The organism is uncultured Winogradskyella sp. (assembly GCF_937958655.1).
Classification (GTDB): domain Bacteria; phylum Bacteroidota; class Bacteroidia; order Flavobacteriales; family Flavobacteriaceae; genus Winogradskyella.
This window is the reverse complement of sequence record NZ_CALGNH010000025.1, coordinates 1-15,728: the sequence shown is the minus strand read 5'-3', so window position 1 is coordinate 15,728 and position 15,728 is coordinate 1. Positions and strand designations below refer to the sequence as shown.

Here is a 15,728-nt window from a genome sequence, read left to right as displayed (position 1 = left end):
TTTACTATCGTAGTTTCTAAAGGGCGAAATTAGTGAAAGTGAAATTAAAAGTAAAAAGCTTAACTCTATTTTATTACTGGTAATCTTAACAAAGGTGGGTCTAAGGATGAACTACTATAGTGTAAGTTGTAATAAGGGCTTTGTCTATGTAAAAATGCGCATCATAGAAATCTGCTCTATTAAATTATTGTTCAATGCTAAATAGTTTAACTTTTATGTCAATAGGAATCTATTTTATTTTACGTTCTTTTAAACTAAATTCTAAATATAATGAACTTTGTTTAGTTCGTTTTATTACAGTCAATATTTAAAAATACGTTAAGTAACGTATTTATAGTTCTGTTGGTAAGTATTTTAAATTTTAACATTCTGTTAATAATTAAAAGTTTGTATATTTGATATACCCAAATTTACATTCTGATCTATGAAACGCTTTGCCTATGCTATTGTTTTAGTTGCTTATTTAACGGGCTCGTACGTATATTCCCAAAATCTTGGTATTGATTTTGCCAAAAACAATAACCCATTAGATTCAATTTCTAATCTACTTCCTAAAATCTCCAAAGATTCTACTGATGCAGAGATAACCAAGCACGTTGAGGCTATGATAGCTTGGATGACGCAAGAGCTTTATAAAGAGAATTTTGCATTTCCTTTAATATACGCAGAAAAAGGACTGTATCTCTCCAAAAGGAGCGGTAATAAAAAGCACATTCATGATGCAAGAAGTATTATTGGTAATACATTTTTAAGAATAAAAGATACTACAACGGCAAAGGATTTATTCCTTAGATCATTAAATGTTGCCAAAGCGATTAATGATAGCATTTTATTATTGCGTTTTAGAACCAATTTGGCCAATATTTATTATTTTACTGAAGGTTATAAACAAAGGGCGATAGAAGAATATCTAAAAAGCAAAACTATAGCCTTAAAACTCAAGGATACCTTAAGAACGTTTGTTGTAAACCATAATTTAGCTAGGGCTTATAATGAATTAGGTAATATTGAGCAAAGTGTAAAACTTTCAGAACAAGCAGAGTATTATTTAAATCTTCTTGGTAATCCATCACATTACCGAGCTAGTCATTACCATAATCAAGGTAGGTTATTATTGTTACAAAACAAACCAGACGAAGCTATTACTTATTTTAAAAAAACAATCTCAATTTGTGAAGGTACAGAATATATTGAGGCATTAATTGAAGGGTATATTGGATTAAAAGATGCTTTAGAGTTAAAAGGCGATTATGAGGGTATATATGATGTTAATAAGAAATTAGAGATCTTATGAAGCCCAAGAGGATAAAAAAAAGACTAAAAATAAAATGGATGGTGTAACTGCAAAGTTAATGTCCGAACGTTATAAAGCGCAGGTTAAATCTAAAGAACTAGAAAAACAATTATTAGTAGAGCAAGCAGAACGGAAAAATATATTATTGTTTTTTTTTTGGTATAGGTGTATTTTTATTAGTTATTTTGGTTGTTACCTATCAATCAAACCTAAAGAAACAACAACTCGTTAAGGATTTACAACAAAAAAACAAACAGTATTTAATAGCAAAAAGGAAGAGTGAAGAATTTACAAAATCCAAAGCTAAATTTTATGCTACTGTTAGCCATGAGTTAAGAACACCGCTTTATGGAGTTATTGGTCTAAGTTCTATTTTATTAGAAAATAAAGAATTAAAAAAGCATAAAAAAGATCTTAAATCTCTAAAATTTTCGGCAAATTATTTGCTGGCTCTCGTTAACGATTTACTTCATATTAATAAAATAGAAAGTGAAGGTTTTGTAGAGGAAAATATCCATTTTAACCTTAAAGATTTAGTATCAATAATTATTTCGTCTTTCGAATATATTAGAATTCAGCATAAAAATACAATCCATGTAAAGATTGCCAAAAACGCACCTATAGTGTTAAAAGGTAACTCTGTCAGTTTGTCACAGATTCTTATGAATTTGATAGGGAACGCATGTAAATTTACCGAAAAAGGAAGTATTAATTTAGAAGTAGATTTACTAAGTATCAATAACGACATTGCCAAACTACAATTTATTGTTAGAGATACAGGTCCTGGTATAGAGAAAAATAAAATCGATCAGATCTTTAACGAATTTACGCAAATTGAAACGTTATCATCTACCTACCAAGGTACTGGACTAGGCTTACCAATTGTTAAAAAATTAGTAGAAAAAGCGAATGGAAACATTACAGTAAATAGTGAAATAGGTAAAGGCACCACCTTTAAATTTATTATTGATATCGCAATTTCCTCCGAGTCTCAAATACAAACATCTGTGCCTGTTTTAGATTTTGAAAAACTAGATGGCAAGAAAATTTTAATCGTTGAAGATAATAGAATAAACCAAACCGTAACCAAAAGAATATTGGAAAGCTCTAACGTAACTTGTGATATTGCTCAAAATGGAGAAGAGGCGATACAAAAAGTATCTAAATCATATTTTGATCTAATTTTAATGGATATTAATATGCCAATTAAAAATGGAATTGATGCTACTAAAGAAATTAGAATGTTTAACAAAACCATACCTATTATTGCGCTAACAGCAGTTGAAATAGAAGAGCAAAGACATCAAATTTTTGAGAGTGGTATGGATGATATTATTCTAAAACCTTATGATATTGATAGATTTAAAAATACGATAACGCAAAATTTATCAACAAAACCTAGAGAGGAGCTTAAAAAATTAGGTTAATCAAAAGCTTTTTATTTAACCTCTACGGTATAGGTTGCAATTAAATTCTCTTTTAAATACAAGTGTACATCAAAATAACCTTTGCTTTTAAATTGATGTTTTAATAGTAGTGTTTTACCAGATATTACCTGAGATGTTGGCTCTGTTTTCCACTGGTTATAACCACTATCTATATAAAATCTAACGTCACTTTTTTTTAGAGTGGTTTTAGTGAGGTACTCAAAAATAAGAGCCTCACCTTTTTTTAAGACATGGTGCATTTGCTTTGGTTTACCGTGCTGGTCTAAATGTTTGTAAGCACTGCCATAAATAATTGGTGACGCTAAAAACGCTCTAAAAGTTGGGACTTCATCATCTAATAACCACCATTTATGGTCAATAGGGAAGTGGTTTATGGCAAATAATTTGGGGTTGGCTAAAAAGAAACCATCATTATAATTATAGGTAAAATTATTTGTTTCAGGATCAGGAATGCCACTTGCCCAAGTAGGATCGCAGAGGTACCATTTACCATTCAATTTTATAGCGTTCCACGAATGATTGGGTAGCTCCAAGTTTTCAATATTTGTGGTACTTACTCGTCCATAGCCTTGAATAATTTCGCACTCCAAGTCTGCCAAGTCGCACAATGTTTTTAACATATATGCATAACCTGTACAGATGGTACGTTTATTATTAAGTAATTTTTTAAAAAGTTTCTTTCTGAATTTAGTAGTCCAAGCATTAAACTTAATAGAATCATTTTTAAAACGTTCTCTTTTACTTTTGTTAAGATGGTATAAGCCATAGTCGTTAGCAATATTTTGGCAAACCCATACATAGATTGCTCTAAATTTTTCGACATCCGTAGTTAAGCCATCAGTCAACTTATAGGTGAGATCAGGTAAATTATATAAGTTTTCGCCCTTATTTACTAATGCGATATTATCTGCTTTTTCAAAATTGATCGACTTAAAATCTTGTATCTGGGCATAGCTAAAAATACTGAATAAGCTCGTTATTATTAATGAATAGATTTTCAAAAAACAGGTATTAAGGATTAAAAGTGAATGACCATTACAAACAAAAAACACAACCGAAGGTTAGTTAAACTTGCGATTGTGTTTTTTATGAAAAGCTTATGATTTTTCAACTTTTTTTACGTTTAGATTTATAGGGTTTGCCTGTGTCTAAAGCACCAATCATCTCAACCATATCGGTAGTTAATTCTAGTTTAATGAAACTCGTTTTGGCTTCTATGGTCATTTTTTGAGTTTCATACCCTAGATAGCTAAAAATTAAAACATCACCGTTTATTAATTTTTTCGGAAATGTAAATTTTCCGTCTTCATCAGTCGTAGTCCCAATACGCGTATCTTTTAGCGTAACATTTACACCAAGTAGAGGCCCATCTTCGTTGGAAACTAAGCCAGATATGCTGCGCTCAACATTTTGCGCGTTTTGTGCACTTAAGGTGTTAAAACTCATAAATACGACCATTACTAAACCTATTAAGCCTAGCATTTTAATCTTTTGCTGTCTCTGCATTGTTAATTCTAAATTCATAATATCTGTGTTTTATTTATATCTAAAATTATGGTCTTATAACAAAGATATAAAATAGCCTTGAGTTTTTGGTGCTTTTGAATGAGTGAAGGAGTGTTGGTATTGAGTAAATGCACTCATTATTACTTTTTCTATTTGCTCAAAAATGTCTAAAAATCGTATATACGTACTTGCTTATTTTGTTGGTAGCTATTTTTATTAGATTCAAAACGTACTTCATCTGGCCAAATTTTAACGCAGTTTCATCTAAAAATAAAGAATTAAGACGAGTTGAATGTTTAAATATCGGACTGTGAAATTTTTTTAAAAAAATCTTCAAAAAGTTTTTCATATTAAAAAATAATTTATTTTTGCCGCGAAATTCAGAAGCTATATCTAAACCATTCTGAATTTAGCTGAACACATTGAAAACTGTTTTTACGTTCGGGTTTTTGAACATTAGGAAGTCTTATTCAAAAACTGCTTATAAGATAAGTGACCGAATTTTAAAGCTAACTTCCGTTTCTTCATTAGTTGCTAGCCAACATTTTTATGGTTTTTTACCAACTACACAAAGTCAATTTAAGATTTGAATTTTGAGATAAGATAATGCCCTTAATCGCACTCTATTTTTTTATCCTGATTTAAACAAAACAATGAATACTAAATACATTGATCTTATCGATCAATCTTTTGATTTTCCTCAGCCAGAATTTAAACTGAAAGAGAAGACGTTACAGTTTCATGATGTTAACCTTATGAAACTCATAGCAGAGCACGGCGCACCATTAAAATTCACCTATCTGCCACAGATTTCCAATAACATACAACGTGCTAAGAATTGGTTTGCAGACGCTTTTAAAAAACACGATTACAAAGGCAAATACAACTATTGTTATTGCACAAAGAGTTCGCACTTTAAACATGTTTTGGATGAGGCTTTGCGCAATGATATTCATATAGAAACCTCTTCGGCCTTTGATATTGATATTGTTAGAGCCCTAAAGGCAAATGGCAAAATTACTAAAGACACCTTTATTATTAGTAATGGTTTTAAACGAGAACAATACATTACCAATATTGCTGAGTTGATTAATGAAGGACATCATAATTGCATACCAATAATTGATAATTACGAGGAACTGGATTTATTGACAGAAGCCATTACTCCAAAATTTAATGTTGGTATTAGAATTGCTTCTGAGGAAGAGCCAAAGTTTGAATTCTATACCTCGCGCTTAGGTATTGGGTACAAGAATATTGTACCATTTTACAAGAACCAGATTCAGGATAATAAGCAAGTAGCGCTTAAAATGCTTCATTTTTTTATCAATACTGGTATAAGAGATAATGCCTATTATTGGAATGAGTTAACTAAGTGTTTAAAGGTATATACTTCACTTAAAAAGATTTGTCCAAGTGTAGATAGTTTAAATATTGGTGGAGGTTTTCCTATTAAAAATTCATTGGCCTTTGATTTTGATTATGCCTACATGGTCGATGAAATTGTTAACCAAATCAAAACCGTTTGCGATGAAGAAGGCGTAGAAGTACCAAATATTTTTACTGAATTTGGCAGTTTTACGGTTGGCGAAAGTGGTGGTGCCATTTACAAGGTATTGTATCAAAAACAGCAGAATGATCGTGAAAAATGGAATATGATTAACTCATCCTTCATTACGACATTGCCAGATACTTGGGCCATTAACAAGCGTTTTATCATGTTACCGATTAACCGTTGGTACGATAGCTATGAGCGTGTGCTTTTAGGTGGGCTCACTTGCGATAGCGATGATTATTACAACAGCGAGCAGCACGTTAATGCCATTTACTTGCCAAAGTATAATAAGGATAAGCCACTTTACATTGGTTTCTTTAATACAGGTGCTTATCAAGAAACTATTGGTGGTTTTGGAGGCTTGCAACATTGCTTAATTCCATCTCCTAAACATATTTTAATTCAGCGTAATGCAGACGGCAACTTAACAACAGAAGTCTTTGCAGAGCAACAACAAAGTAAAGATTTACTTGGGATTTTAGGATATAATTTGAATTCTAATATTGAGAGTGGTAGTCAGGTTATAAAAAATGAGATTAATATCTAACTGTCAGGTTGAGCGCAGTCGAAACCTATTTTAAAAGTAATAACTTAAAAAGATTCCCGTTTTCACGGGAAATGAATATGAAAACAAAAACTTACGCTGGTATTTCAGCAGAATATTCAAAATTAGATCAATCAAAGATTGTTTTAATTCCGGTACCTTACGATGGCACAAGTACATGGCAAAAAGGTGCTGACAAAGGACCAGAGGCTTTTTTAGAGGCTTCAGAAAATATGGAGCTCTATGATATTGAAACCGATTCTGAAGTATATAAACAAGGCGTTTTCTTGGCAGAGGCCGTTACCGAAAATGCATCACCAGAAGCTATGGTCGATGCGGTTCATAAAACCACCAAAAGCTTTATAAAAAAGAACAAGTTTGTTACCGTTTTTGGTGGCGAGCACTCAATTTCTATCGGTACGATTAGAGCGTTTAACGAGATGTTCGAAGACTTAACTGTTTTGCACATCGACGCACATGCAGATTTACGAAAAAGCTACGAAGGTTCTAAATGTAACCACGCTTGTGCGGTTTATGAGGCCAGTCAGTCGACCAATTTAATTCAAGTTGGCATTCGTTCTATGGATGCCATTGCAAAAACTGTAATGAACCAAGAGCAGACTTACTTTGCACATGACATGGCAGAGGATGATAATTGGATGGATTCTGCAATTGACCAAATGACAGATAACGTATTTATAACGTTTGATTTGGATGCTTTAGACCCCTCAATAATGCCAAGTACAGGAACACCAGAACCAGGTGGTTTGTTATGGTACGAAACCTTAGAATTCTTAAAACAAGTATTTGAAGAAAAGACTGTGGTTGGATTTGATATTGTAGAGTTATGCCCTAATAAGAATGAGAAATCTTCGGATTTCTTGGCGGCAAAACTTTATTACAAAATGTTAAGCTACAAGTTTATGAATGAAGATGCGGATGATGATTTTGAAAGCAACTTCAATGATACTTCAAGTTCAAATCAAAAATATGCAAAATTCGAGTTAGAAGATGACTACTAAAGGACAAATTTCACAATTTATGGAGACATACTATCTCCATTTTAATGCAGCTTCAGTGGTGGATGCTGCTAAAGGTTACCAAGACCAGTTAAACAATGGAGCCAAAATGTTGGTGTCTTTGGCTGGTGCTATGAGTACAGCAGAATTGGGTAAGATATTTGCCGAAATGATTCGTCAAGATAAAGTGCATATCATTTCTTGTACAGGGGCAAACTTAGAAGAGGATATCATGAATTTAGTAGCTCACAGCCACTATAAACGCGTCCCAAATTACAGAGATTTGACACCACAAGACGAATGGGATTTGTTAGCAAAGGGGCTCAATAGAGTCACTGATACTTGTATTCCAGAAGAAGAAGCCTTTCGCCGCATACAAGAGCATATTGTAAAGCTATGGAAAGATGCCGAAGCAAAAGGAGAACGCTACTTACCGCATCAATATATGTACAAGCTTTTATTGTCTGGTGTTTTGGAGCAGTATTACGAAATTGATATTAAGGATTCGTGGATGTATGCCGCCGCAGAAAAGAACTTGCCTATTGTTTGCCCAGGTTGGGAAGATAGTACCATGGGTAATATTTTTGCGAGTTATGTTCTTAAAGGCGAATTGCAAGCAAGTACTATGAAGTCTGGTATAGAATACATGACGTTTTTAGCGGATTGGTACACAGATAATTCAGAAAATGGAATCGGTTTCTTTCAAATAGGTGGTGGCATTGCTGGAGATTTTCCTATTTGTGTGGTGCCAATGTTGTATCAAGATATGGAGCGACAAGACACACCGTTTTGGAGCTATTTTTGTCAGATCAGCGATAGTACAACAAGTTACGGTTCGTATTCTGGCGCTGTGCCAAATGAAAAAATTACTTGGGGAAAGTTAGATATAGATACGCCAAAATTCATTATTGAAAGTGATGCAACTATTGTAGCACCATTAATTTTTGCGTATCTTTTAAACATGTAAGTTAATTGTGAAAAAATTATTTCGATTTTATGCAAAGGCTTCAATAAATCATTGTCCCCTTTAGAGGTGTTTATTATTGCTACATTAAAAACAGAAACCCGTTGAATAAATTTTATAACAATAACTAAAAGATTCCTGTTTACACTGGTAATATTATGAACAAAAAAGACCAACATTTAAAACGCGTTATCGTCGATTTTAAAAAATTAACGCCAGAAATCTTGGCTATGCTGGTAGAAAAATATCCAGATGGCTATGATGATGACCAAATTATTTCATTTAGAAATGCTAAGAATGAAATGATTGAAGCCGTTGAAGTTACTACAGAAGATACTAAGTATTTGGTAAAAGTAAGTACAAAATTAGCGGTTACAATGGAGAACTACGATGAAGATGATTATGAAGATTTTGACGGTGATGATCCAGAAGCGGTACAAGATCCAAACTTACAATCAGACGATAGCTACGACGACGATTAATGTCTAAAGTTATAGCGTTTCAGGTGGCATCTCAGATTAACCTGAAACAGACCAAGAGCCTACTTTTGGGTGAGCTTTTGTTCAGTGATAGCGATGAGTTGTTTTATCAACTTTTAGAGCATCAGTTTGTTTATATATTTCAATATGGGATGGTCTCTTGTTTTAACATTACCAACCTAGAAATAGAGCAGTTGTTTTCTAAAGTTAAACCGTTTTGTAAGGATTATAACACTAATAAAATTTCTGAGGAAATTGAAGTTGTGATTGAGCATAATGTTCTTAAAGTTCAGTTTAATAACATCATCCTTCCAAAAATTGATGACGAAATGTTACGTTTAGTGATGCTTAATACTTCACAATCCGTTGCATTAAATACCTATGCAGCGATAACGGAGACCTTATTGGCAGAGACTAATGAACATACAAAATATCTTGAATCTAAAGGAAAACTCGATATTTCTGGGAATAAGTTAAAACGATTTATTGGTAAGGTATTAAATCTTAAGAATAAGATTTCCGAGAACTTGTATATTTTTGACTCGCCAGATATTACTTGGGAAGATGAACAACTTAATAAACTAAATTCAGAATTAAAGAAGACCTTCGATCTTAAGGATCGATATCACTTAATCCATGATAGACTAGATATCATAAAAGAGAACTTAGAACTTTTTAAGGATATCATGGACCATAGTGAAAGTAGCAGATTAGAATGGATTATTATCATTCTAATCCTAGTAGAAGTCGTTGATTTATTTATTCTAAAATTATTTTAAACATTTTAAATTAAAAACACTATGAAATCAAAATTAACAGTAGTACTAGTTTGTATGGTAGCTTTTTTAACCGTTAACGCTATTAACAAACCAGACAAGACACAAAACAAAAAAGTAGTAAAGATTGAAGGTACTTTTGATGGCTATGATGCAGAAGATGGCTATGCATTTTTGGTAAAAGCCGATAACGAAGACGGAGAACAAACCATGTATTTACAAAGTATCTCTGTAGAAGCCTTAAAGATGGTCAACCTAAAATCTAAGGATATGGAAGGTAAACGTTTTGAGGTGTCTTGTGAACTAACGGAAACAGAGGAAAAGGATGAGTTTGGGCAGGTAGAGGTTTATGAGTCCTATCATATTGTAAATTTGAAAAGATTGTAGAATTAGTATGCCAAAAAAAAAGGATTGACAATTTATTGTCTATCCTTTTTTTAATTTAGAATTTAATACCAAAATTAAGATTTATAGGTTTTGTCTCTAGTGCTGGTGGTAGAGAATTAGAATCATTAATTTGAAACAAACGTTGTTGAATAATTATTAGGCTTTCGGTACCACTTTTAAATTTATAACTTCCGCCAAATTGCGCATTAACATCAAAAACACTAAAAGCATTAACAGGTAGTAATATGTTATTTGAATTTAGTTGTGTGGTTACATCCAAACCACCAAAACCACTAACTTTATTAGAAAATGATCTACTCAGTAATACAGGTGCTCTAATGGTGTTATAATCCCCATTATAGATCATAAATAACCCTTTTTTAAATGCTAGTTTTGGGTTAAGCTGAGTGCTAAAAAAATAGCCTTTAGTAAATAAGCTTCTGCTTAATTCTATATTAGACTGATCTGATTGCTGTGCAAAGCTCATAAATACAAATACAAAGGCGAAACAAATACTTTTTAGATACATAGTTTTAAAAAATATAGAAACTACAAGCGTCCAAGGTTATAACTGAATTTGAAATAAGGAACGATAAACTCCTCAGGGACATCAAAAAATTCACTATTACTAGATGTATAGAAGCCTAACATAAGTTCTAATTTTCTTTTTTTCCAGCCAATACCAAAATTCCATGGTTCGTATGCGGCATCAAAAGCGCTACCTATAACTACTATTAAATTTCCTTCATTATCAAAAAAAGGCTCCTTTGTATTAATTTCTGTTCCTCTGTTTAATAGTGACTTACCGAGTCTTAAAAATAGTTCACTTTTCTTGAAAATTTTAAAATGATAGTCAGCATAAAGGTGGAAACCAAAAATCAAACCTCTATTAGAAGGAGCCGAGCCAGAGACACCTTCAATTTGAGTGAAATCGGCACCTATGTAGCTATATCTTAATGAATTTGAAAAACCAAGACTTAGGTTTTTTAAAACAAAGTAATCTAGTGTATAAGCAAAAGCGACACCAGAGCTCTGTAAATCTAGTGAAACTGGAAAAGTATTTGGCGCATCATATGGTAATGGGGTAATTCTATACTCTGAGCTCACTTTAAAAAATAGTTGTCCTTTCCTATTCTCGGTTAGAAGATAATTAATGTTGTTATTTTGAGTGTAAGAAAAATTTAAAGTAATAAAAGTAATTGCAATTGTTTTAAATATAAAATTCATAAAGACATTGTATTTAAAGGGTTGTAATAGTATTACAACCCTTATTTTAAAAATTTAATAACCTCTAGTAAGATTATATTTTATAGCATTAGTATCTGTAGAGAAATTATTAGCAAATGGTAATCCGTAGGGGTTATCATAATCATCTTGCCATGATCTATATTCAATTGCTCTATATTCACCATTTGGAAAATAAAACACTGCATCTGGGTCTGTAACTTTACCCCTTATTGGTGCTGGCCAGCTATCTGATTCAAATATTCTGTAAAAAATAAAATCTGAGTTGTTAGAACTGTTATCCTCTTTCATTAAATAACGATATTGTCGATCATCTCCGATATGTCTTCTTTTAATTCTAGAAATTCGTTTAACGTCTGGGTTTTGGCAGTTTAGTGTGCCAACAATATTGTCACCACAATACCCACTGCTTGTTGGTAGTTGACTTAATTTAAAACCTTTAAAATGCACTTCTGATCTTCCTGGCCAATTTTCTTTGTGTTGTTTTACAGTCATTCTATCTATACGTAATCTCCAAGTAGAAGGTTGTGTATTCCCAGTACCGTCATTGCCAGTATCAGAGGCATTTAAATCACATTGACTAAATTCATCATCTGGGGCATCACTTATAAATGAATCTTGTTCTCCGCATTGGCCTAATTCTACCACTACAATTTCTCTATCGCTATGTTCTTCTTCACTTAGCTGTTCATAATGGAGTTCTAATTCATTAATTTCATTTTCTGTGTATCCTCTGTAAATTTGTTCTCCATCTTCAACATCTTCAATACCAATAATTGGTTTGTCCGAATTATCACTTGATTTATGCAGTAAATCAATCCTGTTTTTAGGAGAAACAAATGTTAATGTAGGATACCAATATTCTCCGTCAAGATTTTCAAAAGCAGTTAATGATTTAGTTAAATTTTGGTCACTCTCATCATATTTAACGTTATTTAATACATAGTTGGCAGAGACTGAAAAATAATCTGAGTTACCAGTATTTACTTTATCAATAAAAGATTGCACTTCTTGATAATGGTTAGAGACCCAATGACCAATAATTTTTAAATGGTAGGTTTTGTATTCTAACTTTTGCTTGGTAGTAGCCTTTACAATTGATTCTGCTGTTTGCTGAGAGATATTAAAATCTACATTATCGCTTTCAGCGTCACCTTCTTTAGAACAAGAATAGGCTGTAACTAGAACTAGTGCACACACACACACACACACCATAATTTGAATTTGTTTGTTTTCATTTTGAAATTGATTGTTTATATTATGGTAAAGATTTAGTTAATTGGTAAAGTTTGGTAAAGAAAAATCAGCGCTGATTATAGTATTAATACATTTATTATAAATAAGTGATAAAAGATCTTTACCTTTTCCTAACCTCTCATTTACAGTGTGTTAAATTAATTAAAAAAATTATACGCTAGTATTTGGTAATTTGTTAAAATTATGTTAACTGCGGAAAAACCGTAATTGATTTTACTGATTATCGAAATTTTAGGCAGTTAACCTCAATTTTATTGATGTAGTATTATAAGATGTTTAATTCAATGGCTTTTTTTTAAAACAACTTCCCAAATAAAAACAGAAAATACCACCAAGTATTCTAAACCAACAATCCAAAGATTCTCTGACTTGTCTGCTGTGCCAATCCCTAAATAAGATAAGTAACTCAATACAATAACAACAGACCAAATTAAGGGGAAGCGGTACTTAGTAAAAACACAAAATAATACCAAAGTTGCCAAATACCAAGGGTGAACCGTTGTACTCAAAAACAAGTAAAAGGTAAAGGCCAATAGCATTGAAGTTATCAGTTTTGGTAGGGTGTCATTCTTTTTAAGTAAAGCTAATCCTAATATTATTAAAACGGTAATAACCGGAAGTACCTTGCCGATGATTGCAATTTCATTATAACCTGTTATGGCATAACCAATTGCTCTGAGAATATAATAGATACTTGCGTTGAATTCAAAATTGCTAAACCAAAGTCCAACCGTTTTAGAGTAATTATTGACGAATTCCATTGAAAAAAATGGCAGAAAAAGTAAGACTACAGTTATGCCAACAATGGTATAAAACGAAAGTAATTTAAACAGGGCATTGCGAGGCTTTTTAGCGGAAGCAATCTCGTCGTTAAGTTTTACTATACTGTTACCTTGAGCGTCGTTGAGAGGCTCGTGAGATTTCTCAACTACGCTCAAAATGGCAGTAGTCTTATTGAACCACCAAAAAAACAAAGGCAAAAACATCAACGGTATCAATTTTACAGAAACTGAGCAGGCAAAAATAACAGCAGCCCATTGCCATTTGTTAGAATGTAACAAATACAAACTCCAAACCAAGAAGAAAATCATAACCCCTTCAAAATGAAGATTGCCTGTTAATTCTATAATAATAAACGGATTTAAAATATACCAAAAGATTCTGTTTGATGGCATTTTTAGCTGTTCTAAGAGTTTCTTTCCAAAATAAAGTGTACCCAAATCCGCAACGATAATAATAACACGCATAACCATTACTGAGCCTAGAATACTCTTACTAGCAAAAAGACTGGTTATAAAAAAACAGAGTTGATTTATTGGTGGGTAATTGGTAAAATGCATGGCACTTAGTTCTCCCATGCCATTATATAATTCTTGTGCTTGGGTAACAGGAAATTGTTCGTTTACAATAAACGAATTGGGTGTGTATAAGTATGGGTTAAACCCTTCAAAAATCATACGTCCATCCCAAATAAAGCGGTAAAAATCTTGTGAAAGATTAGGGATTGAGAATAGAAATAATAATCGGAATAGTAGTGCTGAGATCACCAAAATTCTATAATAAAAGCCTGAGGTCTTAATAATTTTAAAGGCAAAAAAGAATAATGCCGTGTAGAGTAAAACCAGCTTTAAGGCCTCTGTGCGCTCTAATCCTATTGCAAACCATACGTAAAATATACAACTTATGAGTATGTAAGCTAAGGTTGATTTTTTGTGTTTGTAGATGTTTGCTAGTCCTAGCATAAAACCAAAAGTACATGATTTTTTTAGTTTGAAAACCTAATAGCACTCTAAATAAAAAGAATACGATTAAGACGGAATTTTAGGAATTCCGTTCTAAGAATGCTGCGCGTGTAAATTACCTCTTTTATTAGGTTTTTAGCCACCATGATTTAAAATAAGTTTGCTTAAGATACTTGCGTTAACCTTTGGTAAGCCTGCGTTAGTGATTGTAGTGGCATCCTTTTTTTTGAGATCCGAAAAAAAAAGATATAACGGAAAGCACGGTAGTATGTAGCTTTAGCGGAATAATAAACGCCCAAAAAATTAAACTTTAGAACCTAAAGACTTAAAGAATACATAGCCAAAGCCGATAAATAGCATTAAATGAAAAGGAAATAACCCAAAATCTCCGCCTTGGTCTCCGACTATAAATGCGCTATACATGCCAAATCCAAAATAAGACATTAAAATACCTTCTAAAACAACGTTTCTAGATAGTTTTTTTCTTAGGTATTTGTTGTTTTTCCAGTTGTCTTTAAATGTTTTGATATTAAATTTTGGTGTACGTACAAAGTCACTTTTTTTGCCAACATGCCCTTCTATTACGGCAATTGAGTTGTGCAGCGAAAAGCCCATGGCAATTGAGAAAAACGTAAAAAACATACCTATGTACCCAAAGAATTTTTTAAATCCACTACCGTATATATTTTTATACATAAACCAGTAGCAGACAAAAAAGATAATGGTACTCATTACAAAGAAGCTCATTACATAAAAATAGTGGCGTAAATGTGCGTATTCGTTTTTGATGTAAAGCATAGGAATACTTAGAATTGCAACAATGAAAATGCTTAAAAACATGGAGCTATTTAAGAGGTGAAGTAATCCATGAATCTTTGTTTTTGCAGAAATGTTGTTAGATTTAACGACACGCCACAGCATTTTTCTAAAGTTTTCGGCGCCACCTTTATTCCAGCGGAATTGCTGAGAACGTGCAGCACTTATAACAATAGGTAGTTCTGCCGGTGTTTCTACGTCTTCTAAATATTTAAATTCCCAATTTTTTAGCTGAGCTCTGTAGCTTAAATCTAAATCTTCGGTAAGTGTGTCTCCTTCCCAATTACCAGCATCAATGATACAGGCTTTTCTCCATACTCCAGCTGTACCATTAAAATTGATAAAGTGGCCTTTACTGTTTCTGCCTACTTGCTCTAGTGTAAAATGTGCGTCTAAAGCAAATGCTTGTATTTTGGTTAGTATTGAGTAATTTCTGTTAATATGTCCCCAGCGAGTTTGTACAACACCAACCTTATTATTTTTAAAATATGGTATGGTGCGTTTTAACCAGTTTGGTTGTGGTAGAAAATCGGCATCAAAGATGGCAATAAATTCTCCTTTGGCTACTTTTAATCCTTCTTTTAAAGCTCCTGCTTTAAAGCCTACACGATTGGTTCTGGTAAGGTGTTTTATATCTAAGCCTGTAGCTTTTAATTTAGCGATATGTGCTTTGGTTGTATGCACGGTTTCATCCGT

15 protein-coding genes are annotated in these 15,728 nt (G+C 32.6%); 8 read left to right on the top strand and 7 right to left on the bottom strand.

Annotated features, from left to right (window positions below; genetic code table 11):
• The first annotated feature begins 424 nt into the window (after positions 1-424).
• The gene (locus tag Q0800_RS05020) at positions 425-1,294 is read left to right on the top strand and encodes a tetratricopeptide repeat protein (RefSeq protein WP_299128101.1); all 870 of its coding nucleotides are present in this window, start codon (positions 425-427) and stop codon (positions 1,292-1,294) included.
• A gap of 185 nt (positions 1,295-1,479) precedes the next feature.
• Positions 1,480-2,721, top strand: a complete 1,242-nt coding sequence (locus tag Q0800_RS05015) for a response regulator (RefSeq protein WP_299128099.1) — start codon at positions 1,480-1,482, stop codon at positions 2,719-2,721.
• An 11-nt stretch (positions 2,722-2,732) separates the two neighbouring features.
• Here Q0800_RS05015 and Q0800_RS05010 read toward each other — a convergent pair whose 3' ends face one another.
• Positions 2,733-3,743, bottom strand: a complete 1,011-nt coding sequence (locus Q0800_RS05010; RefSeq protein ID WP_299128098.1) for a transglutaminase domain-containing protein — start codon at positions 3,741-3,743, stop codon at positions 2,733-2,735.
• Positions 3,744-3,849: 106 nt separating this feature from the next.
• Positions 3,850-4,266, bottom strand: coding sequence for a carboxypeptidase-like regulatory domain-containing protein (locus Q0800_RS05005; protein WP_299128097.1), 417 nt, complete (start codon positions 4,264-4,266; stop codon positions 3,850-3,852).
• A 635-nt stretch (positions 4,267-4,901) separates the two neighbouring features.
• Here Q0800_RS05005 and Q0800_RS05000 point away from each other — a divergent pair.
• The 6 genes from Q0800_RS05000 to Q0800_RS04975 all read left to right on the top strand — a co-directional run bounded on the left by Q0800_RS05000 (position 4,902) and on the right by Q0800_RS04975 (position 9,972).
• The gene (locus Q0800_RS05000; protein ID WP_299128096.1) at positions 4,902-6,350 is read left to right on the top strand and encodes an arginine decarboxylase; all 1,449 of its coding nucleotides are present in this window, start codon (positions 4,902-4,904) and stop codon (positions 6,348-6,350) included.
• Positions 6,351-6,427: 77 nt separating this feature from the next.
• Positions 6,428-7,369, top strand: a complete 942-nt coding sequence (speB, locus tag Q0800_RS04995) for an agmatinase (RefSeq protein WP_299128095.1) — start codon at positions 6,428-6,430, stop codon at positions 7,367-7,369.
• Positions 7,359-8,333 (top strand): deoxyhypusine synthase family protein, encoded by a 975-nt coding sequence (locus tag Q0800_RS04990; protein ID WP_299128094.1) that lies wholly within the window; start codon positions 7,359-7,361, stop codon positions 8,331-8,333. The genes speB and Q0800_RS04990 overlap by 11 nt, the downstream gene beginning before the upstream one ends.
• 155 nt (positions 8,334-8,488) lie before the next feature.
• Complete coding sequence (locus tag Q0800_RS04985) at positions 8,489-8,812, top strand: hypothetical protein (RefSeq protein WP_299128093.1); 324 nt, start codon at positions 8,489-8,491, stop codon at positions 8,810-8,812.
• Entirely contained in the window at positions 8,812-9,588 is a 777-nt protein-coding gene (locus tag Q0800_RS04980; protein WP_299128092.1) for an RMD1 family protein, read from the top strand. Before Q0800_RS04985 ends, Q0800_RS04980 begins: the two co-directional genes overlap by 1 nt.
• A gap of 21 nt (positions 9,589-9,609) precedes the next feature.
• Positions 9,610-9,972 (top strand): hypothetical protein, encoded by a 363-nt coding sequence (locus tag Q0800_RS04975; protein ID WP_299128091.1) that lies wholly within the window; start codon positions 9,610-9,612, stop codon positions 9,970-9,972.
• Between the two features lie 55 nt (positions 9,973-10,027).
• Here Q0800_RS04975 and Q0800_RS04970 read toward each other — a convergent pair whose 3' ends face one another.
• The 5 genes from Q0800_RS04970 to Q0800_RS04950 all read right to left on the bottom strand — a co-directional run.
• The gene (locus Q0800_RS04970) at positions 10,028-10,501 is read right to left on the bottom strand and encodes a hypothetical protein (protein ID WP_299128090.1); all 474 of its coding nucleotides are present in this window, start codon (positions 10,499-10,501) and stop codon (positions 10,028-10,030) included.
• A gap of 20 nt (positions 10,502-10,521) precedes the next feature.
• Complete coding sequence (locus Q0800_RS04965) at positions 10,522-11,199, bottom strand: hypothetical protein (RefSeq protein WP_299128089.1); 678 nt, start codon at positions 11,197-11,199, stop codon at positions 10,522-10,524.
• A 54-nt stretch (positions 11,200-11,253) separates the two neighbouring features.
• Complete coding sequence (locus Q0800_RS04960; RefSeq protein WP_299128088.1) at positions 11,254-12,417, bottom strand: hypothetical protein; 1,164 nt, start codon at positions 12,415-12,417, stop codon at positions 11,254-11,256.
• Between the two features lie 338 nt (positions 12,418-12,755).
• The gene (locus Q0800_RS04955) at positions 12,756-14,216 is read right to left on the bottom strand and encodes a mannosyltransferase (RefSeq protein ID WP_299128086.1); all 1,461 of its coding nucleotides are present in this window, start codon (positions 14,214-14,216) and stop codon (positions 12,756-12,758) included.
• A 303-nt stretch (positions 14,217-14,519) separates the two neighbouring features.
• On the bottom strand, positions 14,520-15,728 hold a 1,209-nt coding region (locus Q0800_RS04950), incomplete at its 5' end, for a glycosyltransferase (protein ID WP_299128083.1).

What these genes read in the sequence shown, in the direction of transcription:
- speB (WP_299128095.1), top strand. Translation starts at nt 6,428, where the DNA reads ATGAAAACAAAAACTTACGCTGGTATTTCAGCAGAATATTCAAAATTA.
- Q0800_RS04980 (WP_299128092.1), top strand. Translation starts at nt 8,812, where the DNA reads ATGTCTAAAGTTATAGCGTTTCAGGTGGCATCTCAGATTAACCTGAAA.
- Q0800_RS04975 (WP_299128091.1), top strand. Translation starts at nt 9,610, where the DNA reads ATGAAATCAAAATTAACAGTAGTACTAGTTTGTATGGTAGCTTTTTTA.
- Q0800_RS05005 (WP_299128097.1), bottom strand. Translation starts at nt 4,266, where the DNA reads ATGAATTTAGAATTAACAATGCAGAGACAGCAAAAGATTAAAATGCTA.
- Q0800_RS04965 (WP_299128089.1), bottom strand. Translation starts at nt 11,199, where the DNA reads ATGAATTTTATATTTAAAACAATTGCAATTACTTTTATTACTTTAAAT.
- Q0800_RS05000 (WP_299128096.1), top strand. Translation starts at nt 4,902, where the DNA reads ATGAATACTAAATACATTGATCTTATCGATCAATCTTTTGATTTTCCT.
- Q0800_RS04970 (WP_299128090.1), bottom strand. Translation starts at nt 10,501, where the DNA reads ATGTATCTAAAAAGTATTTGTTTCGCCTTTGTATTTGTATTTATGAGC.
- Q0800_RS05020 (WP_299128101.1), top strand. Translation starts at nt 425, where the DNA reads ATGAAACGCTTTGCCTATGCTATTGTTTTAGTTGCTTATTTAACGGGC.
- Q0800_RS04990 (WP_299128094.1), top strand. Translation starts at nt 7,359, where the DNA reads ATGACTACTAAAGGACAAATTTCACAATTTATGGAGACATACTATCTC.
- Q0800_RS04955 (WP_299128086.1), bottom strand. Translation starts at nt 14,216, where the DNA reads ATGCTAGGACTAGCAAACATCTACAAACACAAAAAATCAACCTTAGCT.
- Q0800_RS04985 (WP_299128093.1), top strand. Translation starts at nt 8,489, where the DNA reads ATGAACAAAAAAGACCAACATTTAAAACGCGTTATCGTCGATTTTAAA.